The organism is Mesorhizobium sp. 131-2-1, from assembly GCF_016756535.1.
GTDB lineage: Bacteria > Pseudomonadota > Alphaproteobacteria > Rhizobiales > Rhizobiaceae > Mesorhizobium.
Map to the genome: position 1 here is coordinate 1,230,699 of NZ_AP023247.1, position 23,452 is coordinate 1,254,150.

At 65.2% G+C, this 23,452-nt stretch carries 25 protein-coding genes; 18 read left to right on the forward strand and 7 right to left on the reverse strand.

Annotated features, from left to right (window positions below):
* Positions 1-21: 21 nt before the first annotated feature.
* The 3 genes from JG743_RS06015 to JG743_RS06025 form a co-directional block, all read right to left on the reverse strand.
* Positions 22-1,071 (reverse strand): tetratricopeptide repeat protein, encoded by a 1,050-nt coding sequence (locus JG743_RS06015; RefSeq protein ID WP_202298912.1) that lies wholly within the window; start codon positions 1,069-1,071, stop codon positions 22-24.
* Between the two features lie 46 nt (positions 1,072-1,117).
* Complete coding sequence (locus JG743_RS06020; RefSeq protein ID WP_202298913.1) at positions 1,118-1,765, reverse strand: thiamine phosphate synthase; 648 nt, start codon at positions 1,763-1,765, stop codon at positions 1,118-1,120.
* A gap of 160 nt (positions 1,766-1,925) precedes the next feature.
* Positions 1,926-2,825, reverse strand: a complete 900-nt coding sequence (locus JG743_RS06025; protein WP_202298914.1) for a DMT family transporter — start codon at positions 2,823-2,825, stop codon at positions 1,926-1,928.
* A gap of 132 nt (positions 2,826-2,957) precedes the next feature.
* Here JG743_RS06025 and JG743_RS06030 point away from each other — a divergent pair, with 132 nt between their 5' ends.
* Entirely contained in the window at positions 2,958-3,398 is a 441-nt protein-coding gene (locus JG743_RS06030; RefSeq protein WP_202298915.1) for an Lrp/AsnC family transcriptional regulator, read from the forward strand.
* A 103-nt stretch (positions 3,399-3,501) separates the two neighbouring features.
* On the opposite strand, the gene JG743_RS06035 is transcribed toward JG743_RS06030, so the two are convergent.
* Positions 3,502-4,599 (reverse strand): adenylate/guanylate cyclase domain-containing protein, encoded by a 1,098-nt coding sequence (locus JG743_RS06035; RefSeq protein WP_202302454.1) that lies wholly within the window; start codon positions 4,597-4,599, stop codon positions 3,502-3,504.
* A gap of 153 nt (positions 4,600-4,752) precedes the next feature.
* On the opposite strand from JG743_RS06035, the gene JG743_RS06040 reads away from it, so the two are divergent.
* A complete protein-coding gene (locus JG743_RS06040; protein ID WP_202298916.1) occupies positions 4,753-5,187 on the forward strand; it encodes an SRPBCC family protein in 435 nt (144 codons plus the stop codon).
* Between the two features lie 44 nt (positions 5,188-5,231).
* Here JG743_RS06040 and JG743_RS06045 read toward each other — a convergent pair whose 3' ends face one another.
* Positions 5,232-5,690 carry a GNAT family N-acetyltransferase gene (locus JG743_RS06045; protein ID WP_202298917.1) on the reverse strand — a complete coding sequence of 153 codons (459 nt, stop codon included), beginning with the start codon at positions 5,688-5,690 and terminating at the stop codon, positions 5,232-5,234.
* A 181-nt stretch (positions 5,691-5,871) separates the two neighbouring features.
* Here JG743_RS06045 and JG743_RS06050 point away from each other — a divergent pair, with 181 nt between their 5' ends.
* The gene (locus tag JG743_RS06050) at positions 5,872-6,642 is read left to right on the forward strand and encodes a sulfite exporter TauE/SafE family protein (RefSeq protein WP_202302456.1); all 771 of its coding nucleotides are present in this window, start codon (positions 5,872-5,874) and stop codon (positions 6,640-6,642) included.
* A gap of 42 nt (positions 6,643-6,684) precedes the next feature.
* Here JG743_RS06050 and JG743_RS06055 read toward each other — a convergent pair whose 3' ends face one another.
* Positions 6,685-7,236 (reverse strand): DUF2269 family protein, encoded by a 552-nt coding sequence (locus tag JG743_RS06055; protein ID WP_202298918.1) that lies wholly within the window; start codon positions 7,234-7,236, stop codon positions 6,685-6,687.
* 504 nt (positions 7,237-7,740) lie between these two features.
* Between JG743_RS06055 and rcdA the strand changes: the two genes are divergently transcribed.
* From rcdA to JG743_RS06080, 5 genes are all read left to right on the forward strand, one after another.
* The gene (gene rcdA, locus JG743_RS06060; RefSeq protein WP_202298919.1) at positions 7,741-8,271 is read left to right on the forward strand and encodes a protease adaptor protein RcdA; all 531 of its coding nucleotides are present in this window, start codon (positions 7,741-7,743) and stop codon (positions 8,269-8,271) included.
* 121 nt (positions 8,272-8,392) lie between these two features.
* Positions 8,393-8,902, forward strand: coding sequence for a crossover junction endodeoxyribonuclease RuvC (ruvC, locus tag JG743_RS06065; RefSeq protein ID WP_202298920.1), 510 nt, complete (start codon positions 8,393-8,395; stop codon positions 8,900-8,902).
* A 10-nt stretch (positions 8,903-8,912) separates the two neighbouring features.
* Complete coding sequence (gene ruvA / locus JG743_RS06070; protein ID WP_202298921.1) at positions 8,913-9,533, forward strand: Holliday junction branch migration protein RuvA; 621 nt, start codon at positions 8,913-8,915, stop codon at positions 9,531-9,533.
* A gap of 43 nt (positions 9,534-9,576) precedes the next feature.
* Entirely contained in the window at positions 9,577-10,614 is a 1,038-nt protein-coding gene (gene ruvB / locus JG743_RS06075) for a Holliday junction branch migration DNA helicase RuvB (RefSeq protein WP_202298922.1), read from the forward strand.
* Between the two features lie 129 nt (positions 10,615-10,743).
* Positions 10,744-11,640 (forward strand): metallophosphoesterase, encoded by an 897-nt coding sequence (locus tag JG743_RS06080; protein ID WP_202298923.1) that lies wholly within the window; start codon positions 10,744-10,746, stop codon positions 11,638-11,640.
* 20 nt (positions 11,641-11,660) lie between these two features.
* Here the strand turns inward: JG743_RS06080 and JG743_RS06085 are convergent, their stop codons facing one another.
* On the reverse strand, positions 11,661-12,911 hold the full coding sequence (locus JG743_RS06085; protein WP_202298924.1) for a glycoside hydrolase family 5 protein: 1,251 nt from the start codon (positions 12,909-12,911) through the stop codon (positions 11,661-11,663).
* Positions 12,912-12,963: 52 nt separating this feature from the next.
* Between JG743_RS06085 and ybgC the strand changes: the two genes are divergently transcribed.
* From ybgC to ftsH, 10 genes are all read left to right on the forward strand, one after another.
* A complete protein-coding gene (ybgC, locus tag JG743_RS06090; protein ID WP_202298925.1) occupies positions 12,964-13,434 on the forward strand; it encodes a tol-pal system-associated acyl-CoA thioesterase in 471 nt (156 codons plus the stop codon).
* A 466-nt stretch (positions 13,435-13,900) separates the two neighbouring features.
* Positions 13,901-14,611, forward strand: a complete 711-nt coding sequence (gene tolQ, locus JG743_RS06095) for a protein TolQ (protein ID WP_202298926.1) — start codon at positions 13,901-13,903, stop codon at positions 14,609-14,611.
* 9 nt (positions 14,612-14,620) lie between these two features.
* Positions 14,621-15,073, forward strand: coding sequence for a protein TolR (tolR, locus tag JG743_RS06100; RefSeq protein WP_202298927.1), 453 nt, complete (start codon positions 14,621-14,623; stop codon positions 15,071-15,073).
* Positions 15,074-15,080: 7 nt separating this feature from the next.
* Positions 15,081-16,238 carry a TonB family protein gene (locus tag JG743_RS06105; protein WP_202298928.1) on the forward strand — a complete coding sequence of 386 codons (1,158 nt, stop codon included), beginning with the start codon at positions 15,081-15,083 and terminating at the stop codon, positions 16,236-16,238.
* Between the two features lie 40 nt (positions 16,239-16,278).
* Positions 16,279-17,589, forward strand: a complete 1,311-nt coding sequence (gene tolB / locus JG743_RS06110) for a Tol-Pal system beta propeller repeat protein TolB (protein ID WP_202298929.1) — start codon at positions 16,279-16,281, stop codon at positions 17,587-17,589.
* Between the two features lie 36 nt (positions 17,590-17,625).
* Positions 17,626-17,769 (forward strand): four helix bundle protein, encoded by a 144-nt coding sequence (locus JG743_RS06115; RefSeq protein WP_244673173.1) that lies wholly within the window; start codon positions 17,626-17,628, stop codon positions 17,767-17,769.
* Between the two features lie 218 nt (positions 17,770-17,987).
* A complete protein-coding gene (gene pal, locus JG743_RS06120; protein WP_202298930.1) occupies positions 17,988-18,494 on the forward strand; it encodes a peptidoglycan-associated lipoprotein Pal in 507 nt (168 codons plus the stop codon).
* A gap of 177 nt (positions 18,495-18,671) precedes the next feature.
* The gene (gene ybgF / locus JG743_RS06125) at positions 18,672-19,772 is read left to right on the forward strand and encodes a tol-pal system protein YbgF (RefSeq protein WP_202298931.1); all 1,101 of its coding nucleotides are present in this window, start codon (positions 18,672-18,674) and stop codon (positions 19,770-19,772) included.
* A 58-nt stretch (positions 19,773-19,830) separates the two neighbouring features.
* A complete protein-coding gene (tilS, locus tag JG743_RS06130) occupies positions 19,831-21,201 on the forward strand; it encodes a tRNA lysidine(34) synthetase TilS (protein WP_202302458.1) in 1,371 nt (456 codons plus the stop codon).
* 120 nt (positions 21,202-21,321) lie between these two features.
* The gene (ftsH, locus tag JG743_RS06135) at positions 21,322-23,256 is read left to right on the forward strand and encodes an ATP-dependent zinc metalloprotease FtsH (RefSeq protein WP_127311644.1); all 1,935 of its coding nucleotides are present in this window, start codon (positions 21,322-21,324) and stop codon (positions 23,254-23,256) included.
* The last annotated feature ends 196 nt before the right edge of the window (positions 23,257-23,452 follow it).

Consider the following 23,452-nt stretch of genomic DNA (forward strand, 5'->3'; position numbering starts at 1 on the left):
GCCGCCGTGCGGCGGCGCGCGTCAGGGCAAACGGTTCGCCTTCTGCAGCGCCTGCTTGGTCTGGTCGTCGTCCAGGCCCTGGAGGAAATCATCCATCTCGGGATCGATCAGCCCGGCGCGACGGGCAACGATATACCAAGCGCCGGCGAGGATCAGGTCCGGGTCGGTGCCGATGCCTTCCATGTAGAGCTTGGCGAGGCGATTCTGGGCGGCGACGTTGCCGCCTTCTGCCGCCTGCTTCATCCAGCCGAAGCCGGACTTCAGGTCGCGTCCGCCGCCGCGTCCTTCGATCATCCATGTGGCGAGGTCGATCTGCGCCGTATCGTAATTCTGCCTGGCGGCCTGCGCCAGAAGGATGCGCGCCTGGGCGTCGTCACGTCGCTTGCCGCCGACGCCGTTGGCGTAGATCTGGGCCATCGCATATTGCGCGTCGGCCAATCCGGTGGCGGCGGCACGCTCATAGTAGGTGGCGGCCTTGGCCATGCCGGCGTCGCCGGGATCCTGCTGAACAAGCAATTGCGCGAAATTGAACTGCGCCAGGCGGTTGCCGGCCTCGGCGGCGGCCTGCATCAGCGCATAAGCCGCCTTCTCGTCCTTCTTGACGTAGCGACCGTCGAGCAGCATCAGCGCGTACTGGAATTGCGATTCCGGCACGCCCTGCTCGGCGGCGAGTGCGTACCATTTCGCGGCCTCCGCGGCGTTAAGGGGCACGCCGAGCCCGCGCGACAGGATCTCCGCCACCAGGGTCTGCGCGGCCGGATCGCCATTCTGGGCACGCACCAGAGCGAGATTGTAGGCGGTCTTGTAGAGGCCGCGCTGAAAGGCGCCATAGGCCGAATCCGACGGTTTGGCGCCGAAGCGATCAGGGTTGATGGCGTCCGCCGACGGCAGCGGGGCCGTGGTGGCGGGCTGCGGCAGCGGTGTGGCGATCGGTTTGTCGACGTGAACGCCGGTGGCAGGGGCACTTGCGGCTGGCGCATTTGCGGCCGGCGCGCTTGCGTCCGGCACGCCCGCATCCGGCCGGGGCTGCGGCAGCGGAACGGTCTGCGCAGCTGGCGCCGCGCCGGTCATGAAGGCTGCGGCCAAGACCGCGAGGGGAAGCAAGGACCGGCGCACGTCAATCCTCGAAACGCGGCGCGGTTTCGTCGAGCAGCGCGTTGGCGGCGGCGACGGCAGCCTGGGGGTCGATCCCCTCGGCGAAGACGGCGCTGGACAGCGCCACGAATTCGGCGCCGGTGGCAGCCACCGCCGCGACCGACGCGAGATCGGATCCGGCCATGACGATGCACGGGATCTGGATCATCTCGGCCCACCATTGGCCAAGCGACAGGTTGCGCGGATGCGGCTCCGGCTTGTTGTCGTAGCCGAAGCGGCCGAAGAACATATAGTCGGGCCGCGCCTCGCCGAGCGTCAGCGCATCGTCGCGGGTCTTGGCGCCGCCGACGCCGACCATCATCCTTCCCTGCAAGTGTTCGATGGTCTCGGCGAGCTCCTGGCTGGAGACCTCGACATGGATGCCGTCGGCCTGGACGCGGCCGGCGATGCGGGTGTCGCCGGCGATGACGACCGCTATGCCCGCCGCCTGCGCCGCGGGCACGATCTTTTCGGCGAAGGCCTGGAAGGAGGCCTCGTCCATGCCGTTTTCGGGCAGGATGAGCGAGGCGACATCGCCGCCCTCGAAGGCCGCGGCAATGCGCTCGGCAGCCGCGTCTTTCGGCGCGATCAGCACGATACGGCAGCGATTCGGCGGCGTGGCGTCGTTCATTGGTCTTCGATCCCGGTTTTCGCCTATGCCGGGCGAAGATGGTTGCATTGCGGCATAGAGCAAAGCGCCCGGTTTGAACAGGCGGGCCAGCGGGGATCGTCACATCAGAGCCAACCGGGTCGGGCGGACCGTCGCCCGATATGATGGCCGTCGCGGTCTTTCACTCGGCCGCTTGCGGGCTCGGCGCCTTCGGCTTCCAAAGCGTCCAGCCGAGGGTCATGCCAGCAGCGGCGATCAGGATGGCGGCGGCGCCGAGGATCTGGGCGAAGTGCAGCCGGTGGCCGAAGGCGCCGACATCGACGAGGATCGCTACCACGGGATAGACGAACGAAAGCGCGCCCTGCAGATGCGTCGGCAGCTTCTGGATGGCGCCGTACATCAATATGTACATCAGGCCGGTGTGGACGACACCGAGCGTCGCCAGCATGGCCCAGCTCCAGCCATCGGTGGGGAGGTGGGAAAGATTGGCGAAGGGCGCCAGCATGACGACGCCGACGCAGACCTGGATAAGCGCGATCAAATGCGGCGGCGTGCCCTTGAGCGCCTTGGTGACGATGGCTGCGACGGCCCAGAAGAAGGCGGCCCCCAGCGCCATCACGATGCCGGTGGCATAGTCGGTGCCGACATCGCCGGCATCCGGGCCGGTCTGCACGATCATGAGCATGCCGGCGAAGGCGATGGCGAGCCAGGCCAGCTTGGTCAGGGTCAGGCGTTCGCCGAGGAAGAGCGCGCCGAAGCCGACCAGGATGAAGGGCTGCGTGTTGTAGACGGCGGTGGCGATCGAGATCGAGGCGCGGGGAAATGCGCTGAACAGAAGCAGCCAATTGATGACGATGGCAGCGCCGCCGAGAGCGGCAAGCCCAGCGATGCGCGGCGTCAGTGTTCTGCGCAGCAGGCCAAGCGCTGCGCAGATGACGAGCAACGTCGCCGCGCCGAAGGCGCATCGCCAGAACACCACGTCGATGGCCGGCTGGCCGGAAAGCACGACGAACCAACCGATCGTGCCGAGGATCGCCATTGCCGCGGTCATTTCGACCGTGCCGCGCAGCGTATTGTTCATGAGACAGCCTCTGGATTTTCAGGGCCTCATGATCTCAAGCGCAGACGGCCATTTCCATGCCGTGGGAAAGAGAGTATGACCCCGTAGCCTAATTAAATAAGGCAAAACCCATTTTGTCTTGGAATATGCAAAATGCTCGATGATCTCGACCGGCGCCTTCTCGACATACTCGTTCAGGATTCCAGAACGTCGCTGAAGGATCTGGCGCAACAAGTCGGCATGTCGTCGCCGAGCGTTTCGGAGCGGCTGCGGCGGCTGGAGGAGCGCGGCGTCATCCGCGCCTTCACCATCGAGGTCGATCCGGAAGCGCTCGGCTACCCGCTGCAGGCGATCGTGCGCATCCGGCCGCTGCCGGGCAAGCTGCACATCGTGCAGAAACTGATCGAGGAGACGCCCGAATTCGGCGAATGCGACAAGGTGACGGGCGACGACTGCTTCGTCGCGCGGCTGTTCGTGCGCTCGATCGGCGAGCTCGACCGGCTTCTCGACCGGATCGCCGACAAGGCGGAGACGAGCACGGCCATCATCAAGGCGCAGCCGATCCGCCGCCGCCCGCCGCCGCTGGGCGTCTAGAGTTATTCTGGGAAAAGCGTGGAGCGGTTTTCCATCCGGAATTGCGCAAAAACAAAGCGATAGAGCAGTTCGGTGTCCGTGAAACGGTGAACCGCCCTAGGGATCATGCGTCCGGCAAGCCGAAGACGGCGCACGATCTGGCGGTTCCGCGCAATTGATGTTCGCCCAGCGGGACCAAGGGCGTTGATATTTCCGCCGCGACGGCGCCCGAGATCAGCACACTCCTTCCAAGCGGCCGGCACAGGCCTTCGAGCCTGCTGACGAGATTTACGGCCGGGCCGATCGCGGTGAAATCCAGCCGGTCGGCTGTGCCGATATTGCCCCACACCATGTCGCCCAGATGCAGCGCCATGCCGAACTGCAGTTCGGGCATGCCCTGACTGGTACGGACCTGATTGAGCTGCGCCATGCCCGCCCGCGCCGCTCCGATCGCGCGCAACCCTGCCTCGCAAGCTTGTGAAGCCGAGCGCTCGCCGACAGGAAAGATCGCCAGCACCCCGTCGCCGATGAATTTCAGCACCTCGCCGGCAAAAGCGTGAACGGCGCCGGCGATGCGGTCGAAGCTGGCATTGAGCGCCGCCACGACCTGTTCGGCGTCCGTCTCCTCCGACAGGGCGGTAAAGTCGCGCAAATCGCTATAGAACAGGACGGCGCGGATCGTCTCACCAACCTCGCGGCGAGAACGGCCGGCCAACACCTGCGCCGCGCTTCGCTGCCCGAGATAGGCCTGAAGCAGGGCTGACAGCGTCGACCTGGCGGCGAGAGCGGCAAGTGGCGCGGCGGCGAAGCGCGCCACCTGGTCCAGCGTGTTCGATTCGTGTTTTGCGAGAGGACGGGTCGCGACCCAATTCAGTTTTGGATTCTCGAATTGCGCATCCCCACGTTCAGGCCCAACCGTGTAATCGTGCACAACACCGGTTCCCAGTCCCGCCAGCCATTCGCGTCCGAGATCGCTCTCCCCGGCTCCAAGCATCGCGCCGGTGCCAAAACCCAGCGCCTCCATGACGACGCCCGTCTCGGCCCGCCACAGCCAGGCGCGACGCGTTATGATCGGATGCGGCGCGGCGAGCGTCAGGGCTCCGCCGGCGAGAGGCAGCCCATCGTCAACCAGCCGCGCGCCGAGCGTAGCCAGAAAATCTTCCGGTTGGACGGCGCCGCCGGCGCTGTCGACCAGCCAGGCGAGAGTTGAAGAAAGCCGCATCGACACGATCATGCTTCGGCGTTCCGTCGCTGTCACCAGCGCGAATTTAACCCAAAGAGATTTTTGTTGAACGGAAGGGCGATTTAGCTTCGAATCGAAAGAGCTGGTCCGGCGGGCGAGCCATGTTGCCGCGCGCACACCCGGGAGATTTCGATGGCTGAACCCTTGATCGTTCGTCGTGAGGTACAGATCGCGGCGCCGCCGGCGACGGTCTTCGCCTTCCTGACAGATCCCGACAAGATCGTGCGCTGGATGGGAACGGAGGCAACGGCGGAGCCTACCCCCGGCGGTCTTTACTTGCTGAATTTGGCAGGAAGAGCTACGGCACGCGGCCAATTCACCGAGGTCGTACCCGTCCACCGCCTTGCCTACAGCTTCGGCTGGGAGGGCAACGACCAGACACCGCCCGGTTCGAGCCTTGTTGAAATCGATCTGGTCGAAGAGTCCGGCGGAACGCGGGTCAAGCTCACCCATAGCGGCCTTGTCGACCGGGAGATTTGCGACAGCCATGAGAAGGGCTGGACGCACTATCTGAGCCGGCTCGCAATCACCGCCGCCGGTGGCGACCCGGGACCGGACAAGATGTAGGGCTGGCTGCGGCCGCGATTGCAGACAGCCAACGACACCAACCGCTAGAGGTCCAGCTTGTAGCCGATGTGGCTCGCCTTGAAGCCGAGCCGTTCATAGAAGCGGTGCGCGTCCGCCCGGCTCTTGTTGGTCGTCAGCTGGACGACCTTGCAGCCGCGCTTGCGGCATTGCCCGATCGCCCATTCCAGCAGGCGTTGCCCGAGCCGCTCGCCGCGCCGGTCGGCGGCGACGCGGACGGCCTCGATCTGGCCGCGCCAGGCGCCTTGCAGCGACAGGCCGGCGAGATAGGAGATCTGCAGCGTGCCGATGACACGGCCGCCATCCGTCATGACAGCCAGGAACTGGTTGGGATCGGCGTCGACGGCCGCGAAGGCGTCCCGATAGGCCTGGCCCAGCGGCTGGCTGGCGTCCTCCCGGCCGCGGCCGAGCGGATCGTCCGCCAGCATGGCGACAATGGCCGGGAGATCGGCTTGCTTAGCGCGGCGGATGTGGACTTCGCTCATGTCAAAACCTCGTGCAGGGGCCGGGACCTTATGCATGGCCCCGCGCTGCCGCAAATCCTGAAAAGCCGTGTTACGGACAGTTGATCGTGCAGGCGGCTGCCGGGGCACATTGGCTATCGCGATGCGCCGCATTCTGGTCTATTGCAGGGCTTCCCGCCATCCTCCAGCCGCTCTCATCCCCATGACAGGCCTGCTCAGCGATCCGTGGTTCTATGCCGCCGCCATTCCGGCGGTCATTCTCGTCGGACTGTCGAAGGGCGGCTTCGGCGGTGCCGTCGGCTTCGTCGGCGTGCCGCTGATGGCGCTGGCCATGCCGCCGGTGCAGGCGGCCGCCATCCTGCTACCGATCCTGTGCCTGATGGACATCGTCTCGGTCTGGACATGGTGGGGCGTCTACGACCGCAAGATGCTGGTCGACATGATGCCGGGCGCGGTGATCGGCATCGGGCTCGGCTGGCTGACGGCGGCGCTGGTCACCGAGGAGATGGTGCGGCTGATCGTCGGCGCCGTCGCGCTGATCTTCGTGCTGCGCTGGCTCTACCTGCAATTCCGCCACGGCGCCGACCACGCCGCGGCGCCCAACCGGGTGGCTGCCGCCTTCTGGGGCACTGTCGCCGGCTTCACCAGCTTCGTTGCCCATGTCGGCGGCCCGCCCTTCCAGGTCTATGTGCTGCCGATCCGGCTCGACCCGAAAGTGCTGTCGGGCACATCGGCGATATTCTTCGCCGCCACCAATGCGCTGAAGCTGATCCCCTATTTCGCGCTCGGCCAGTTCGACACCACCAACCTGACGGCATCGGCGGTGCTGATGCCGCTGGCGCCGCTGGCGACCATCGCCGGCGCCTGGCTGGTGCGGCGCATGCGGCCGGAGGTTTTTTATCCGTTCACCTATGCGACCGTGGCCATCGTTGCAGTCAAGCTGCTCTGGGACGGGATCGCCGGCCTGATCTAGGCGGCGAGGGCAACCATCCGGCCGCCCTCGCCAACTGCGCTGTCAGGCGGCGCTCTCCACCAGCCGGCGGTTGCCGCCGAAGGCCAGCGTGGCGCCCGCCGCCACCACCAGAGCCATGCCGGCCAGGATGGCGATGCCATGCGCGGTCGGCTTGAGCACCATGTCGGCGATGATCACCAGCATCACCGAATAGTCGAACCGGGCGGCGCTCATGATGCGCTGGCCCACGGAAAGGGCTGCCGGCGTCACGCCGTCCTTTGCAATCATGGCGGCCATGCGGTCGGCGCTCGGCTTGAACACGAGCATGCCGATCGCGAAGGTCGTGGCGTATCCGGCAAGGCCAATCAGGATCCACAGGTCGGAGAAGCCTACCCAGAAGCCGCACATGATGAGCCCGAAGAGCAGCGTCAGCATCGACATCGGCGCGAAGTAGCGGTTGCCCAATTGACCGGTGGCATGCATCGCCTGCAGCTTGCCCTCGATGTTTCCGGCGCGTTCGGCAAGCAGGCCAAGCAGGAACAACGCGAAACCGCCGCCGACCCATAAAGTGGCCGAGACGACGTGAAGAAATTTGACGATCGAATACCAATCCATGGGTGCTCCTGGCGATTTGCGGTCGAGCGGATTTGCCCGCCGGCTCAGAGGAGCGGGCGTTTAGCCTGGGGCGTGTTTCGGAACGATGTCGCGCCAGCGGCCGGTGTGTTTCGTGGCGCCGAGAGCACCGGGTTTTCGCACCCGCGCGGGCAGCGTCGGCTGTTCTGTTACGGCACAGAAGCGGGGCGCTTGGTAAAAAAATCTCGGCGCCGTTAAGACTTCATTAAGCTTTACAGGCGTTTACTATCCACATCCAGTGATCTGGATTCTTACCGAGTGGTTGGAGCCACTTTGTTTGACGCCTCCCTGTTAAACTCCTGAGAGCCGCCTTATCCGCGGCTCTTTTTTTGTCTGCGGGAACCGTCGGCCGGGGCGTTAACCCTTCGTTAAACATGTGCTTGCCTTCACCTGCGGCGAAGCGCATTTTCAAGCCTAGTCGTTTTAGGGTGCAGGGCGTTACGGCAAGAGTGCTGATTCGGCTTGCGGCAGTGCAGGGGCGTATCGATGAACGAGCCTTCCAAGGGAAGCGCGAAAACCATCAAATTGGCGGAGCGCCGGGTTTTCTCCCAATCCTTCAAGCCGCTCTATCAGGAGGGCATGGGCCTCGTCGAACAGGCCGCCGAATATCTCGACGGCAAGGGTCGGGCCGAGGCCAAGAAACTGTCGCGGACGGCAGCGACGCTCTACGCCGCCGAATCGATGCGACTGACCACCAGGCTGATGCAGGTTGCGTCCTGGCTGCTTCTGCAGCGCGCCGCGAATTCCGGCGAGATGACCCGCGACCAGGTCGCCTCGGAAAAGTCCAAGGTGCGGCTCGACACCGCGTCCGCGCATGACGAGGCGCTCGGCTGGAACGAACTGCCGAAGGATTTTCTCGACCTCGTCACCCGCTCGCTGCGCCTGCAGGCGCTGGTGCGCCGCATGGACGAGGAGATCTACGGCAACGCGTTGGCCGACACGCCGCCGGTCGCCCGCCGCGTCAATCCGGTCTCCGACCAGATCAGCCTGCTCAACACGGCCTTCGCCCGCGGCTGAAAGATCATATCCTCTCTCGTCGGGGCGAATTCTCAAGCAGCCGCTGAGCTGCTGCGAGACATCGTTTCTGGTTTGTTCACATTTTGCTGGCATCGCCCTGCGTCGGAGGTAGACTTGGCGCATGGGGGACGCGATTCGCATCATCGGCATCGATCCGGGGCTGAGGCGCACCGGCTGGGGCATCGTCGAGAGCCTCGGCAATTCGTTGCGTTTCGTCGCCTCCGGCACGGTGCGTTCCGACGACAAGGCGGCGCTCGCGATCAGGCTCTGCCAACTGCATGACGGGCTGGTCGAAGTCCTGCATCAGGCCATGCCACACGAGGCCGCGGTCGAGCAGACCTTCGTCAACAAGGATGCGACGGCGACGCTGAAACTCGGCCAGGCGCGCGGCATCGCCATGCTGGTGCCGGCGCGCGCCGGGCTGGTGGTCGCCGAATATGCCCCCAACGCCGTCAAGAAGGCGGTGATCGGTGTCGGTCACGGCGACAAGAAGCAGATCCACATGATGGTCAAGGTGCTGATGCCGAAAGCGGTGTTCGACACCGACGACGCCGCCGATGCGCTGGCCATCGCCATCTGCCACGCGCATCACCGGCAGAGCGTCGCTTATCGGATGGCGGCGCTGGCGTGAGGGGACAGCCATGATCGGCAAGCTCAAGGGCACGCTGGACGAGATCGACGAGGACTATTGCCTCGTTGACGTGCATGGCGTCGGCTACGTCGCCTATTGTTCGGCACGCACGCTGGCATCGCTGCCGTCGCCGGGCGAGGCGGTGGTGCTGTTCATCGAGACCTATGTGCGCGAGGATATGATCCGCCTCTACGGTTTCCAGTCGGCGCTGGAGCGCGAATGGTTCCGGTTGCTGATGAACAATGTGCAGGGCGTCGGCGCCAAGGTGGCGCTGGCCATCCTCTCGACGCTGGCGCCGGCCGACCTCGCCAACGCGATCGCTTTGCGTGACATTGCCATGGTCTCCCGCGCGCCGGGCGTCGGCAAGAAGGTGGCAGAGCGCATCGTCACCGAACTGAAGGCCAAGGCGCCGGCCTATGCGGGCGCCGCCTCCGGCACGATCGGGCTGAAGCAGGAGCTCGGCGAGGGCGTGGCGCCGGCGCCGATCGCCGATGCCGTCTCGGCGCTGGTCAATCTCGGCTATTCGCGCGACATCGCGGCCAATGCGGTTTCGGCGGCGCTGAAGACGGCCGGCGAGGACGCCGACGCCTCGAAGTTGATCCGCTTCGGCCTGAAGGAACTGGCGCGGTGAGCCTACGCTTGTCCTGGTCCCTGCCGTATGCAAGGAAAGCGGCATGAACCTTTCGCCCCGCCTCATTGCCCCCGACAAGCGCGGCGAGGATGCCGACCAGACCTTGCGGCCGCAGTCGCTCGACGAGTTCGTCGGCCAGGCGGCGGTCAGGGCCAATCTCAAGGTCTTCGTCGATGCCGCCAAGGGCCGTGGCGAGGCGCTCGACCATGTGCTGTTTGTCGGCCCACCGGGCCTCGGCAAGACGACGCTGGCGCAGATCATGGCGCGCGAGCTCGGCGTCAATTTCCGCTCGACCTCCGGGCCGGTCATCGCCAAGGCCGGCGATCTCGCTGCGCTGCTCACCAATCTCGAAGACCGCGACGTGCTGTTCATCGACGAGATCCACCGCCTCAATCCGGCGGTGGAGGAGATCCTTTATCCGGCGATGGAGGATTTCCAGCTCGACCTGATCATCGGCGAGGGGCCAGCGGCGCGTTCGGTCAAGATCGACCTCGCCCGCTTCACGCTGGTCGCCGCCACCACGCGGCTCGGGCTGCTCACCAATCCGCTGCGCGACCGTTTCGGCATTCCGGTGCGGCTGAACTTCTACACGGTCGAGGAGTTGGAGCAGATCGTGCGGCGCGGCGCCCGCATCCTCTCGATGCCGCTCGGCGACGATGGCGCACTGGAGATCGCCCGGCGGGCGCGCGGCACGCCGCGCATCGCCGGCCGGCTGCTGCGCCGGGTGCGCGATTTTGCATCGGTCGCCGGCGATGGCCATGTCGACCGCCGGATCGCCGACGAGGCGCTGACCAGGCTGGAGGTCGACGGGCTCGGCCTCGACGCGCTCGACCGCCGCTATCTGTCGATGATCGCCCGCAATTTCGGCGGCGGGCCGGTCGGCATCGAGACCATCGCGGCGGGGCTCTCCGAACCGCGCGACGCCATCGAGGACATCATCGAGCCCTATCTGATCCAGCAGGGTTTCATCCAGCGCACGCCGCGCGGCCGCGTGCTGACAGCCAATGCCTGGCGCCATCTCGGCCTCGACGCGCCGAAGGATCTTGCCCAGCAGCAGATCAGCCTGTTCCAGGAAGAGTAACGGAAATTTGTTCCCCGCTCGCGCGGAGAACGGCTGGTCTGCGCAAAATCTGCTCGCCTCGGCCAAGCTGAAGACGCAATTGCCGCCTCTAGCTTGACGCAATTGCCACTCAAGGGCCGGGGCGGACCTATGATCACCAGACGTGGCTTCCTGCGCCTCATCGGCGGCTCGTTCCTGTCGATGGTGTCGCTCAGCGCCTATGCGGTCGGCATCGAGCCGATGCTGTTGACGCATGTGAAGCGCTATTCGCTGGCGCCACCGCACTGGCCGGCGGGCCTCAAGCTGCGCGTTGTCGCGCTGGCCGACATCCATGCCTGCCGGCCATGGATGACGCCGGAGCGGATCGCCTCGCTTGCCGACGAGGCAAACGCGCTGCAGCCGGATCTCATCGTGCTGCTCGGCGACTATGTCGCCGGCATGGACCTGGTGACGGATTGGGTGTCTGCATCGGAATGGGCCTCAGCTCTGTCCGGCTTGAAAGCGCCGCTCGGCGCAATGGCGATCCTTGGCAACCACGATTGGTGGCACGATCCTGTCGCGCAAAGGGCCGGGACCGGACCAACCGAGGCGCGCAAGGCACTCGAGGGCGCCGGCATCACGGTGCTCGAAAACGATGCCTTGCGCCTGGAAAAGGACGGGCTCGGCTTCTGGCTCGCAGGCCTCGCGGACCAGCTTGCCTTGCTGCCGGGAGAGGGCCGTGCGGAGCCCAGGGGTCTCGACGATCTCGATGGCACGCTGGCCAAGGTGAGCGATACCGCTCCCGTCATCCTGCTCGCGCATGAGCCTGATATCTTCCCGAAAGTGCCGTGGCGGGTTTCGCTAACGCTGTCCGGCCACACCCATGGCGGGCAGGTGCGGCTGTTCGGCTATTCGCCGGTCGTGCCGTCGCGGTTCGGCAACCGCTACGCCTACGGCCATGTCGTCGAAAACGACCGCAACCTGATCGTTTCGGGAGGGCTCGGCTTCAGCATCATGCCGGTGCGCTTCGGCATGCGGCCGGAAATCCTGCAGATCGATCTGGGTTAGTCCTGATTCCGCTCTGGCGCCTAGGGAAGTGACTTGATCGCATCCATCACGGCAGGCTCCGCCTTGTCGCCATCGAACGCGTCAACGATGCCGAAGGCGCCGCCATAGCCCCACACCGACCAGGAAAAGCCGTGCGCCTCGGCGCGCGCGATCATCTGCCTGACATAGGCGGCCCGGTATTCGGCCGGCATGACATAGCCGTTGCCGTATTCCTGGCGGATCATGCCGAATTCTCCGAGGGTGATGTCGGCAGGCTTTATGCCGTTGGCCTTGGCCCAGGCTTCAACCGCCTTGAACGGCGCGTCCATGATGCCGAGCAGTTTGTCGTCCGTATCCATGCTGGCCACCTGCTCGTCGAGATAGGCAAGCATGCCGCTCCGGCGCGTCCAGGGCGCCTCGGCCTTGATGCGGGCGCGGATCGTGTCCAGCGCCACGTCGAGTTGCGCTCGCGGCACAGCGGTCAGCGGAAAGGGCAGGCCGGTGACATAGCGGATGAAGTCGCCGGCCCAGGTCGCGCCCTGATGGGTGAGCAGGAACGGATCGTAGGAATGGAAGGTCCAGATGATGTTGTCGTCGGCGATCAGCTTCGGATCGATCCTGGCCAGCGATGCGGCGTTGGAGTAGCAGGCGCCGGTCAGGATCAGCGTCAGCCTGGTGGCCGAGGAGCGCGCCGCCGCGAACAGCTTCTTCTGGCGGTCCGGCCAGAGACTGGTGTCGTCGCCGTCGCAGTCGACGATCGGCTCGTTCATCGGCTCGAAGGCGACCTGCGCCGGGTCTTCCGCCGACAGCGTGCGCGCCATCCTGCGCACCACGTCGACATAGGCGTCGAAGGTCTCGGGATCGTCCATCACCTGCCCCATGCCGATCTTGCGGTTGCCGCCGGCCGGGATCAGATGCATGTCGACGATCACCTTCAGCCCGGCTCGATTGATCATGCGCGCCGAGTCCAGCACGCTGGCATAGAGGTCGTCGCGCAGCGCAAACGCCTCGTCGGACAGGAAGGGCGAGGGATCGACCGGCATGCGCAGAAAATCGAAGCCGGCATCCTTCAGCGCCTTGAGGTCATCCTCCTTGAGGAACTTTCGCCATTCCGGATAGGGCAGGATGGCTTGCGGGTCGTTCCATTTCTCCTCGCCGGTCCAGGTCGTCCACTGGTCGAGATTGAGGCCGCGCTTCATCGAGAACGTCGCCGCTTGCCCTGGCAGCACCCAAGCGCCGAGCACCAGCAGTGCCGCCATCAAGGTCTTGATCATCGCGCCCAACAGTGCCATCCGGTTCCAGCGCCGCAACACCTGCCTGCTCGGGCCAGAAAAGGAAAGCGCGATGGACGATCATGGTGAATCGGCGGCGCTCAGCGCCGGGCTCTCCGGCGCGCTGACGGAATTCGGCCACCGGCTGATGGCGCGGGTCTACTATGCCGACACCGATTTCTCCGGCGTCGTCTACCACGCCCGCTATCTCGAATTCTTCGAGCGCGGCCGCTCCGACTATCTCAGGCTGGCGGGCGTCCACCATACCGAGCTTGCCGACGGCAAGCATGGCGAGCGCATCGTCTGGGTGGTCAGGCGCATGGAGATCGACTTCAAAAGTCCGGCCCGCATGGACGACATCCTGACCATCGATACGCGCACCGAGGATATTTCCGGCGCCCGCATCTTCATGGCGCAGCAACTGAAGCGCGGCGGCGAGGTGCTGGTCGAGGCCAAGGTCGAGGCGGCGATCATCGGCGAGAATGGCCGTCCGAGGCGCTTTCCCAAGGAATGGATCGCCGCCTTCATGCCCATGCCGTCCTGACATTCAGGTGCTGCCGGCCTGCAAATGGCGGATTCCTGCGCTTCCGGTGCTCACGTACTTCAAGTACGCTCCGCTCCGGTTCTCGGAACCCACCCAGTTTGGTCGCTTCGCGCCCGTCTTCGACTCCGGCTCGGCCTGACCTGAATCTCAGCACACCCCCGGCAGCCTGCGGATGTGAAGCGGCATTCAATCCACTGACGCGACTACCCACGCCATGGATATGGGGGCGCGGCAATGCGCCGCGCTTCATATCCTAACCCATCCTTAACCATAACGGTTCATGAAGAGATTGGTGAAGATTGGCGGAATCCGAACGCCTTCCTTTCACCAATATTTGCCCCGAAAAGGCCGCGATACGGTGCATTCGGGGTGATCTCGCAAGCTTCAAGCTTCGCGCGAACGGACCACAAGGGATGCCCATGGGCCCAGCCGCCAGCGACGCCCGGAAAATCTTAAGGACGTAACCATGGAAAACATCGCACTCGCCGAACCGGGCGCGCATCTGTCGATTTGGGCGCTGTTCATGCAGGCCAGCTGGGTCGTCAAGCTGGTCATGATCGGGCTGCTCGGCGCCTCGATCTGGACCTGGGCGATCATCGTCGACAAGCTGGTCGCCTATGCGCGCATGCGGCTTGCCCTCAACCGCTTTGAGCAGGTGTTCTGGTCGGGCCAGTCGCTGGAAGAGCTCTACCGGACGCTCGCCGACCGCAAGACCACCGGCATGGGCGCGATCTTCGTCGCCGCCATGCGCGAATGGAAGAAGAGTTTCGAGAAGGGCGCCAAATCGCCGCTCGGCCTGCAGACCCGTATCGACAAGGCGATGGACCTGGCGCTGACGCGCGAGATGGAGCGGCTGGAAGGAAGGCTGGGCTTCCTCGCCACCACCGGTTCGGCCGCGCCCTTCATCGGCCTGTTCGGCACCGTCATCGGCATCATGACCTCGTTCCAGGCCATCGCCGCCTCAAAGAACACCAGCCTGTCGGTGGTGGCGCCCGGCATCGCAGAGGCGCTGCTCGCCACGGCCATCGGCCTGCTCGCGGCCATTCCCGCGGTCATCGCCTACAACAAGCTGTCATCGGACGCGAACAAGATCGCCGTGCGCATGGAAGGGTTCTCCGACGAGTTCTCCGCCATACTCTCGCGGCAAATCGATGAAAAAGTCGCGCAGAAGGCCTGAGGTACGAATATGGGTATGTCCGTAGGCATGGCGGGACGCGGCGGGCGCGGCCACAGGCGGCGTGGTCGTCATCACGGCCTGATGTCGGAAATCAACGTCACGCCGATGGTCGACGTGATGCTGGTGCTTTTGATCATCTTCATGGTCGCGGCACCGCTCTTGACGGTCGGCGTGCCGATCGACCTGCCGGATACGCAGGCCAAGGCGATGAATGTCGACACGCAGCCGATCACCGTCTCGATCAACGCCGCAGGCCAGATCTATCTGCAGGAGACCGAGATCCCGATCGAGGAACTGGTGGCCAAGCTGCAGGCGATCTCCAAGACCGGCTATGACGAGCGCATCTTCATCCGCGGCGACAAACTGACGGACTACGGTACCGCCATGAAGGTCATGGCCCGCATTTCGGCCGCCGGATACAAGAACATCGGCCTGGTTTCGCTGCAGGAACAGGATCAGTAGAAGCAAGATGAGGACCGGCCTCACCACATCGGTGATCTTGCATACGGTGGCGATCGCCTTCGGGCTGTTCACGCTGTCCTCGCCGCCTGCCATGCCCGCGTCCGATGTCGAGTCGGTGGCGGTCGACATCGTGCCGATGGAGGCCATCGCGCAGACGCTGCAAGGTGACAAGAAAGCGGTGATGCACGACAAGCCGGCGCCGATGCCGACCAAGCGCCCGGACATCGTCCCCGCTGCGCAGAAGGTCGGCGAGAACAGCGTCGACACCGACAAGCCGATCACCGACGAGGCCAAGCCGAAGCCGGTCGACCTGACGTCGGCGCCGCCGCCGGCGCCAACGCCGACCGAAAAGCCGAAGCCCGAGGACGCACCGAAGCCGAAGGAAGCGCCGAAGCCGACGCCGGCGACGGAAGTGGCGCCGGTGCCGCAGCCGAAGGAAGAGGTCAAGCCCGAGCCGGTCAAGCAGACCGAACCGAAGCCGACGCCGGCCAAGGAGCCGGCGCCCACGCCGCCGCAGGACAAGACCGCCGCGATCGAGCCGAAGCCGGAGGTCAAGCCGGACGCCGTCGCCGAGGCCATTGCCCAGGAGCCGCCGACCGAGACGACGCAGCTTCCGGATTCGGCCCCAGCGCCTGAAGCCCGTCCGAAGCCGCAGCCGGCGCAGGCCGAAAGCGCCAAGGCGCCGGACCGCAAGGATGCTGAGAAGCCGGTCAAGGAAGCTTCGTCGAAGCCGAAGTCGGAAGACAAGCAGTTCAACGCCGACGAGATCTCCGCCATGCTGGACAAGCAGAAACCGTCAGGCGGCGGCGCCAAGCGCTCGACCCAGCAGGCTTCGCTCGGTGGCGAAAAGGATCAGGGCCAGAAGCTGTCGAAGTCGGAGCAAGGGGCTTTGGAAAGCCAGCTTGCTGGTTGCTGGTCAATTCCGGCCGGTCTGGAAGGATCGGAGAGCTTTGTGGTGGTTGTCCAGTTCAATCTGGATACATCCGGCAAGCTCGACGGCCGCCCGACGATCGAGCAGTCGAGCGGCAATCGCCAATTCGACGAAAGCGCCGTTCGCGCCATTCAAAAATGCAACGCAGCGGGCCTGCAGGTACCTGCCGGCAAGCAGGACATCTGGAACGACATCCAGGTCACGTTCGATCCACGAGAGATGCTTGGCCTCTAGGCCGTGCGTCCGAACAATCAAAGAAGAGAAGCGAGAAGACATGAGATCTTTCCTCAAGCCGCTCCTGATGATTGCAGCGATGACGCTGGGCATGTCAGCCGGCTCTGCCTTGCCGGCCTGGGCCCGGGTTGAGCTCAATGTCAACAAGGGCAATGTCGAGCCGCTGCCGATCGCCATCACGGACTTCCAGTCCGGCGATGCTTTGGGCACCGAGATTTCCAACATTGTCACCGCTGATCTCAAGCGTTCGGGCCTGTTCGCGCCGATCGACAAGAGCGCCTTCATCGAAAAGATCTCCAACCCGGACGCGCAGCCCCGCTTCGACGATTGGAAGGTGATCAATGCGCAGGCGCTGGTCACCGGCAGCGTCGGCAAGGAAGCCGATGGCCGCATTCGCGCCCAGTACCGGCTGTGGGACACTTTCGAGGGCACGCAGATGTCGGGCGAGCAATTCTTCGCCAATGACGCCAACACCAGGCGCGTCGCCCATATCATTGCCGACGCCATCTATGAGCGGATCACCGGCGAGAAGGGCTATTTCGACACGCGCGTCGTCTTCATCGACGAGTCCGGCGCCAAGAACGCGCGCAAGAAGCGCCTTGCCATCATGGACCAGGATGGCGCCAATGTGCGCTACCTCTCGGACGGCCGCTCGATCGTGCTGACGCCGCGCTTCTCGCCGAACCGGCAGGAAATCACCTACATGTCCTATGAGAGCGGCCAGCCGAAGGTCTATCTCCTGCAGATCGAGACCGGGCAGCGCGAACTGGTCGGCAATTTTCCCGGCATGACCTTCGCGCCGCGCTTCTCGCCCGACGGCCAGAAGGTGATCATGAGCCTGCTGCGCGACGACGGCAATTCCAACATCTTCGCCATGGATCTGAGGAGCCGCTCGACCACCAGGCTCACCAACTCCACCGCCATCGACACCTCGCCGTCCTATTCGCCGGACGGCAGCCAGGTGGTGTTCACCTCCGACCGCGGCGGCCGTGCGCAGATCTATGTGATGGGCGCCGACGGCTCGGGCCAGACCCGCATATCCTTCGGCGACGGCGTCTATTCGACGCCGGTGTGGTCGCCGCGCGGCGACCTCATCGCCTTCACCAAGCAGACCGGCGGCGAATTCCAGATCGGCGTCATGAAGACCGACGGCTCGGGGGAGCGCATCCTGTCGTCCGGCTTCCAACAGGAAGGGCCGACCTGGGCGCCCAACGGCCGCGTGCTGATGTTCTTCCGCGACTCAGCCGGCGGTCCGAAGCTGGTTTCGGTCGACCTCACCGGCCGCAACGAGCAGTCGATCCCGACCTCGAACTTCGCTTCCGACCCGGCCTGGTCGCCGCTGCTGGAATGAGGGGAATTGGGGAAGTGAAGAACTGACGAATTGGCGATGGGGTCATGCAGCGAAGTGGAAACGTGGATTTCGTACGCGTTCGACCTTGAGTACGTCACGCAGGCCCAACACGACGAGTGGCAGCAGTCTTATGCTCATATCTATGGAATGCTGGTGAATCTCAGAGAGAGGCTGGGGTGACCTCTTCTTCAATTCCTCAGTTCCCCTCTTTCTTCATGTTTTGGCCGCATTTCCGCCTACGGTCCCCGGGCATTGTCGCCTTTGGTAAATGCGTGGCGCGGGACGGTTGCGGACGGCAGCCGAAACCAATTTTTAACCGTGTTTCTTGAATGCCGGTTAACCCAAACGTGGTTACTGGGTGATCAACGAAATCACTCGAAATGCGAAGGAGAGGCGGCATGAGCCGTATCGCAAGACTTACCACAAACCCGGTGATGATCGCGCTGGTCGCGATGCTCGCCATTACCGGTTGCGCCTCGAAGAAGACGCCGAACAGCGCGGCCGATCTTGGCCTTAATGGCGCCGGCGCCGCCACGCCAGGCTCCGCGCAGGACTTCACCGTCAACATCGGCGACCGCATCTTCTTCGACACCGACTCCTCGTCGATCCGCGCCGACGCGCAGACCACGCTGTCGCGGCAGGCGCAGTGGTTGAACCAGTACAAGCAGTATGCCATCGTCATCGAGGGCCATGCCGACGAACGCGGCACGCGCGAATACAATCTGGCGCTCGGCGCCCGCCGCGCCGCCGCCACCCGCGACTTCCTGGTCTCCAAGGGCGTTTCGGCACAGCGCCTGAAGACGATCTCCTACGGCAAAGAGCGCCCGGTCGCGGTCTGCGACGACATCTCCTGCTGGTCGCAGAACCGCCGCGCCGTCACCACGCTCTCCGGCGCCGGTTCCTGATCGGCAAAAATACAACAGCACCATGCGAAAGGCGGCCATTTGGCCGCCTTTTTCATATCCAGCGCCCTGAAACAAAATTTGGCCGAAGTCTCGCGCCCTGCTATGAGCCGAGGGCGCTTGGTCCCACTCTGAATCGGAAGGGCGCAACGGGCTATCAATTCACGGCGAGAGACATAAATGCATTTCAGAACGGTCCTCAGCGGCACGCTTGCGCTGCTGCTCGTATCAAGCATCGCCGCCCCGGCAGCCGGCACTGGGCAGCCTGCCGATAGCGGGTTCTCCTTCCACCTGCCGACGCTCGGCATTTTCGGTGACAAGAAGAAGCCGCAACAGCAGCAGATCGCGCAGCAGGACGGCGCCACCGCGACCGGCCTGGAAGACCAGCTCAGGCAGATGAACGGCAAGATCGAGGAACTCAATTTCCAGATCCTGCAGATGCAGGAGCAGATCCGCAAGCAGCAGGAAGACAACGAGTTCCGCTTCCAGCAGCTCGAGGGCGGCACGCAAGGCGGGCAGCAGCCGGCCAGCCAGAAGAAATCGGAGGCCGCACCGCCTCCGAACGGCGATGGCAATACCGACAACGGCACCGACAACAGCGTCGCCGAGGCTCCGGCGACGCAGGCACCGGCCGATGCGGGCGCTCAGTCGTCCGGCGGCGGCCAGAGCGTCGGCGAGGTCATCGTCGAATCGCAGACCGGCGCCCCCGGCAAGGTGATCACCGGCGCGCCGCCGAAGCCGTTCGGCACCATCACCGTCGACAAGAACGGCAATGTGGTGAACGCCGACGAGAACACCCAGGCCACCGCCCCGGCGGCGCCGGCCGCAGCCGCGCCCGCCGAAGGCACCAAGGCCGGCAAGTCCGGAGGCACTGTGGTTGCCGCATTGCCTTCGACCAACGATCCGGACGAGCTCTACCGCAACTCCTACCAGTTCATCCTGTCGGGCGATTACGGCACCGCCGAACAGGGTTTCCGCGACCACATCAGCCGCTTCCCCAAGGACACCAGGGCGGCGGACGCCCATTACTGGCTGGGTGAATCGCTGCTCGGCCAGCAGAAATACCGCGACGCGGCCGAGGTCTTCCTCGCCGCCAGCAAGGACTATCCGAAGGCCAAGAAGGCCCCCGACATGCTCCTGAAGCTCGGCGTGTCGCTGGTCGGGCTGAAGCAGAACGACGTGGCCTGCGCCACTTTCGGCGAGATCGGCAAGCGCTATCCCGACATCTCCAGCGCGCTCAAGGAGCGCGTCAAGCAGGAACGGGCGCTCGCAGCGTGCTAGCTTTCCGCTTGCCTGCCGGTACCCCAAGGCCGGGACCATTTTTGGGCAACATGCGGTGATGCTCGACACCGGGCCTGACCTTTCGGAACGGCTTTTTTCTGATATCGATTTTTCTGACGGCGCGATTGCGGCCGTGTCCGGCGGCAGCGACTCGACCGCCCTGCTCATTCTCCTCAAAGCCCATCTCGACCGAACCGCGCCCGCAACCAGGCTGCTGGCGGTGACGATCGATCACGACCTGCGGCCAGGCTCGGCGACCGAAGCGCGCGACGTGGCGAGACTCTGCACCAAGCGCGGCATCGCGCACCGCACCATCGTCTGGTCGGGGGAGAAGCCATCGTCCGGCCTGCCCGCCGCCGCGCGCGAGGCGCGCTACCGGCTGCTGGCCGAGGCGGCCGCCGCTGAAGGCATCGGCCTCATCCTCACCGGCCACACCGCCGACGACCAGGCCGAGACGGTGCTGATGCGGCAAGTCCGCCATGAGGGGGCGAGCGACGACGGGCGCGGCCTTGCCGGCATGGCGCCGGCCACGCTCTATAACTGGCGACACTGGATCGTCAGGCCATTCCTCGGCACGCGACGCGCGACGTTGCGCGATGTGCTGCGCCGCCAGAACATCGGCTGGGCCGAGGATCCGACCAATGTCGACCAGCATTTCGAGCGGCCGCGCGTCAGGGCGACACTTGCCGGTGACGACGGCGCGCGGCGTTTCGCGGAAGCGACGGCGTCGGCCGGGCAAGCCGCCGCCAGCCGTGAAGAGCTTGGGCAGCGCGCGGCCATGCTGATGCGCGACCTTGCCGGCATGCCGGTCCCCGGCCTCATCCGTCTCGATCCTGCTTTCGCCGCACCCGGCGATGCGGAGGCCGCCACCTATGCCCTGCCCATCCTGCTTGCGACCGTCGGTGGCGTTGCCTTTCTGCCGGACGCGGCACGTTCCCGGGCACTGTTCGAGCGGCTTCGCGCCGGACCGCTTTGCGCCACATTGTCGCGGACGGTGATCGATGCCAGGCGCTCCGGCATCTTCCTGCGCCGCGAGTCGCGCGGCCTGCCCGAGGCGGCGCCGGCCGTCAACACCGACCTTTGGGACGGTCGCCGGCGCATCACGCTGGGCGACACTCAAGGCGCATTGTTGATCGCGCCGCTCGGTACGGCCGCGGCGGCAAAGCGGGCTGTCGGCGAGGATGGCGCGCCACCAAGCCTTGTGCGCGCGGCGCTTGCCGCCGAGCCGGCATTGTGGCGCGGCGCGGAATGCCTTGGTTTTCCGCGTGAGGGCGCGGCGCTCGCGGAGATTGGCGTCGTCCCTGCCGTTGCGCCCTTTGCCCGCTTCCTGCCGTCCTTCGATCTCGCGCCCGCCGAAGCCGTAGCCCGATTGATCGGCGCGCCGCCGCTCCCGGCCTTGCCTTTCCACGGCCACAGTGCCGGCCGATGATGGGCGAAAGCTTAACCCACACGTGCTGTTATGCTTGGCAAGGGGAGGCGCTCTCCCTATGTTAGGCCCAAGCTTCCTCTGATCATGCGTGTCCATCCGCGGACGCCAACGGGACAATAGATGAATCCGAATTATCGCAACCTCGCGCTCTGGGCGATCATAGCGGTCCTGCTCATCGCCTTGTTCAACCTGTTCCAGACGCCGCAGACGCGCGGCGCTTCGAGCGAGGTCGCCTATTCGCAGTTCCTGCAGGACGTCGCGGCCGGACGGGTCAAGACGGTGACCATCGCCGGCGCCCGCATCTCCGGCACCTACACCGACAGCTCGACCGGCTTCCAGACCTATTCGCCCGGCGACCCGTCGCTGGTCTCGCGACTGCAGGACAAGAACGTCACCATCAACGCCCGGCCCGAATCCGACGGCTCCAACTCGCTGTTCGGCTACCTGATCTCGTGGCTGCCGATGATCCTGATCCTCGGCGTCTGGATATTCTTCATGCGCCAGATGCAGTCCGGCTCAGGCCGCGCCATGGGCTTCGGCAAGTCGAAGGCCAAGCTGCTCACCGAGGCGCATGGCCGCGTCACTTTCCAGGACGTCGCCGGCGTCGACGAGGCCAAGGAAGACCTCGAAGAGATCGTCGAGTTCCTGCGCGACCCGCAGAAGTTCCAGCGCCTCGGCGGCAAGATTCCGCGCGGCGTGCTTCTGGTCGGCCCTCCCGGCACCGGCAAGACGCTGCTTGCCCGCTCAGTCGCAGGCGAGGCCAACGTGCCGTTCTTCACCATCTCCGGCTCGGACTTCGTCGAGATGTTCGTCGGCGTCGGCGCATCCCGCGTGCGCGACATGTTCGACCAGGCCAAGAAGAACGCGCCCTGCATCATCTTCATCGATGAAATCGACGCGGTCGGCCGCCATCGCGGCGCCGGCCTCGGCGGCGGCAATGACGAACGTGAGCAGACGCTGAACCAGTTGTTGGTCGAGATGGACGGCTTCGAGTCCAACGAGAGCATCATCCTGATCGCCGCCACCAACAGGCCCGACGTGCTCGACCCGGCGCTGCTCAGGCCCGGCCGTTTCGACCGCCAGGTGGTGGTGCCGAACCCCGACATCGTCGGCCGCGAGAAGATCCTCAAGGTGCATGTGCGCAACGTTCCGCTGGCGCCTAATGTCGACCTCAAGGTCATCGCGCGCGGCACGCCGGGCTTCTCCGGCGCCGACCTGATGAACCTCGTCAACGAATCCGCGCTGATGGCGGCGCGGCGCAACAAGCGCCTCGTCACCATGGCCGAGTTCGAGGACGCCAAGGACAAGATCATGATGGGCGCGGAACGTCGTTCGTCGGCGATGACGCAGGCCGAGAAGGAGCTCACCGCCTATCACGAGGCCGGCCACGCCATCCTCGCGCTCAACGTGCCGACCGCCGACCCGCTGCACAAGGCGACCATTATCCCGCGCGGTCGCGCGCTCGGCATGGTCATGCAGCTGCCGGAAGGCGACCGCTATTCGATGAGCTACAAGTACATGGTCTCGCGCCTCGCCATCATGATGGGCGGCCGCGTCGCCGAGGAGTTCAAGTTCGGCAAGGAGAACATCACCTCCGGCGCCTCCTCAGACATCGAGCAGGCGACCAAGCTGGCGCGCGCCATGGTCACGCGCTGGGGCTTCTCCGACAAGCTCGGCCACGTCGCCTACGGCGACAACCAGGAAGAGGTCTTCCTCGGCCATTCGGTGGCGCGCACGCAGAACATCTCGGAAGAGACGGCGCAGATCATCGACGCCGAGGTGCGCCGGCTGATCGACGACGCCTATTCGACGGCGAAGGCCATCCTGACCAAGAAGAAGAAGGAATGGATCGCGCTGGCGCAGGGGCTGCTCGAATACGAGACGCTGACCGGCGAGGAGATCAAGCAGCTGATCGCCGGCCACAAGCCCGCCCGCGACCTTGGCGACGACACCCCGCCCAGCCGTGGCTCGGCGGTGCCGAAGGCCGGCACCGGCGGCCGCCGCAAGAAGGGGCCGGAGCCGGAAGGCGGCATGGAACCCCAGCCGCAGGGGTAAAGGCCCCACAGGCCTAACCGATTGCGCAGAGATTGAAACGCCGCGGCTCCGACCGCGGCGTTTTTGTTTGGGGTCGGATAAGGGCGTTTTTGTTTGGGGTCGGATAAGATTGTCGGGTGTCCGCGACTGCGACATTGCCGATTTGCGAAAGCCGACGTGACGGCCAATCTCCCCCCAAGTGGGGGAGATTGGCAGC

Bases quoted from the DNA above. Each gene is read 5' to 3' on its own strand.
- JG743_RS06015 (WP_202298912.1), bottom strand. From the start codon at position 1,071: ATGACCGGCGCGGCGCCAGCTGCGCAGACCGTTCCGCTGCCGCAGCCC.
- JG743_RS06020 (WP_202298913.1), bottom strand. From the start codon at position 1,765: ATGAACGACGCCACGCCGCCGAATCGCTGCCGTATCGTGCTGATCGCG.
- JG743_RS06025 (WP_202298914.1), bottom strand. From the start codon at position 2,825: ATGAACAATACGCTGCGCGGCACGGTCGAAATGACCGCGGCAATGGCG.
- JG743_RS06030 (WP_202298915.1), top strand. From the start codon at position 2,958: ATGCTCGATGATCTCGACCGGCGCCTTCTCGACATACTCGTTCAGGAT.
- JG743_RS06035 (WP_202302454.1), bottom strand. From the start codon at position 4,599: ATGCGGCTTTCTTCAACTCTCGCCTGGCTGGTCGACAGCGCCGGCGGC.
- JG743_RS06040 (WP_202298916.1), top strand. From the start codon at position 4,753: ATGGCTGAACCCTTGATCGTTCGTCGTGAGGTACAGATCGCGGCGCCG.
- JG743_RS06045 (WP_202298917.1), bottom strand. From the start codon at position 5,690: ATGAGCGAAGTCCACATCCGCCGCGCTAAGCAAGCCGATCTCCCGGCC.
- JG743_RS06050 (WP_202302456.1), top strand. From the start codon at position 5,872: ATGACAGGCCTGCTCAGCGATCCGTGGTTCTATGCCGCCGCCATTCCG.
- JG743_RS06055 (WP_202298918.1), bottom strand. From the start codon at position 7,236: ATGGATTGGTATTCGATCGTCAAATTTCTTCACGTCGTCTCGGCCACT.
- rcdA (WP_202298919.1), top strand. From the start codon at position 7,741: ATGAACGAGCCTTCCAAGGGAAGCGCGAAAACCATCAAATTGGCGGAG.
- ruvC (WP_202298920.1), top strand. From the start codon at position 8,393: ATGGGGGACGCGATTCGCATCATCGGCATCGATCCGGGGCTGAGGCGC.
- ruvA (WP_202298921.1), top strand. From the start codon at position 8,913: ATGATCGGCAAGCTCAAGGGCACGCTGGACGAGATCGACGAGGACTAT.
- ruvB (WP_202298922.1), top strand. From the start codon at position 9,577: ATGAACCTTTCGCCCCGCCTCATTGCCCCCGACAAGCGCGGCGAGGAT.
- JG743_RS06080 (WP_202298923.1), top strand. From the start codon at position 10,744: ATGATCACCAGACGTGGCTTCCTGCGCCTCATCGGCGGCTCGTTCCTG.
- JG743_RS06085 (WP_202298924.1), bottom strand. From the start codon at position 12,911: ATGGCACTGTTGGGCGCGATGATCAAGACCTTGATGGCGGCACTGCTG.
- ybgC (WP_202298925.1), top strand. From the start codon at position 12,964: ATGGACGATCATGGTGAATCGGCGGCGCTCAGCGCCGGGCTCTCCGGC.
- tolQ (WP_202298926.1), top strand. From the start codon at position 13,901: ATGGAAAACATCGCACTCGCCGAACCGGGCGCGCATCTGTCGATTTGG.
- tolR (WP_202298927.1), top strand. From the start codon at position 14,621: ATGGGTATGTCCGTAGGCATGGCGGGACGCGGCGGGCGCGGCCACAGG.
- JG743_RS06105 (WP_202298928.1), top strand. From the start codon at position 15,081: ATGAGGACCGGCCTCACCACATCGGTGATCTTGCATACGGTGGCGATC.
- tolB (WP_202298929.1), top strand. From the start codon at position 16,279: ATGAGATCTTTCCTCAAGCCGCTCCTGATGATTGCAGCGATGACGCTG.
- JG743_RS06115 (WP_244673173.1), top strand. From the start codon at position 17,626: ATGGGGTCATGCAGCGAAGTGGAAACGTGGATTTCGTACGCGTTCGAC.
- pal (WP_202298930.1), top strand. From the start codon at position 17,988: ATGAGCCGTATCGCAAGACTTACCACAAACCCGGTGATGATCGCGCTG.
- ybgF (WP_202298931.1), top strand. From the start codon at position 18,672: ATGCATTTCAGAACGGTCCTCAGCGGCACGCTTGCGCTGCTGCTCGTA.
- tilS (WP_202302458.1), top strand. From the start codon at position 19,831: ATGCTCGACACCGGGCCTGACCTTTCGGAACGGCTTTTTTCTGATATC.
- ftsH (WP_127311644.1), top strand. From the start codon at position 21,322: ATGAATCCGAATTATCGCAACCTCGCGCTCTGGGCGATCATAGCGGTC.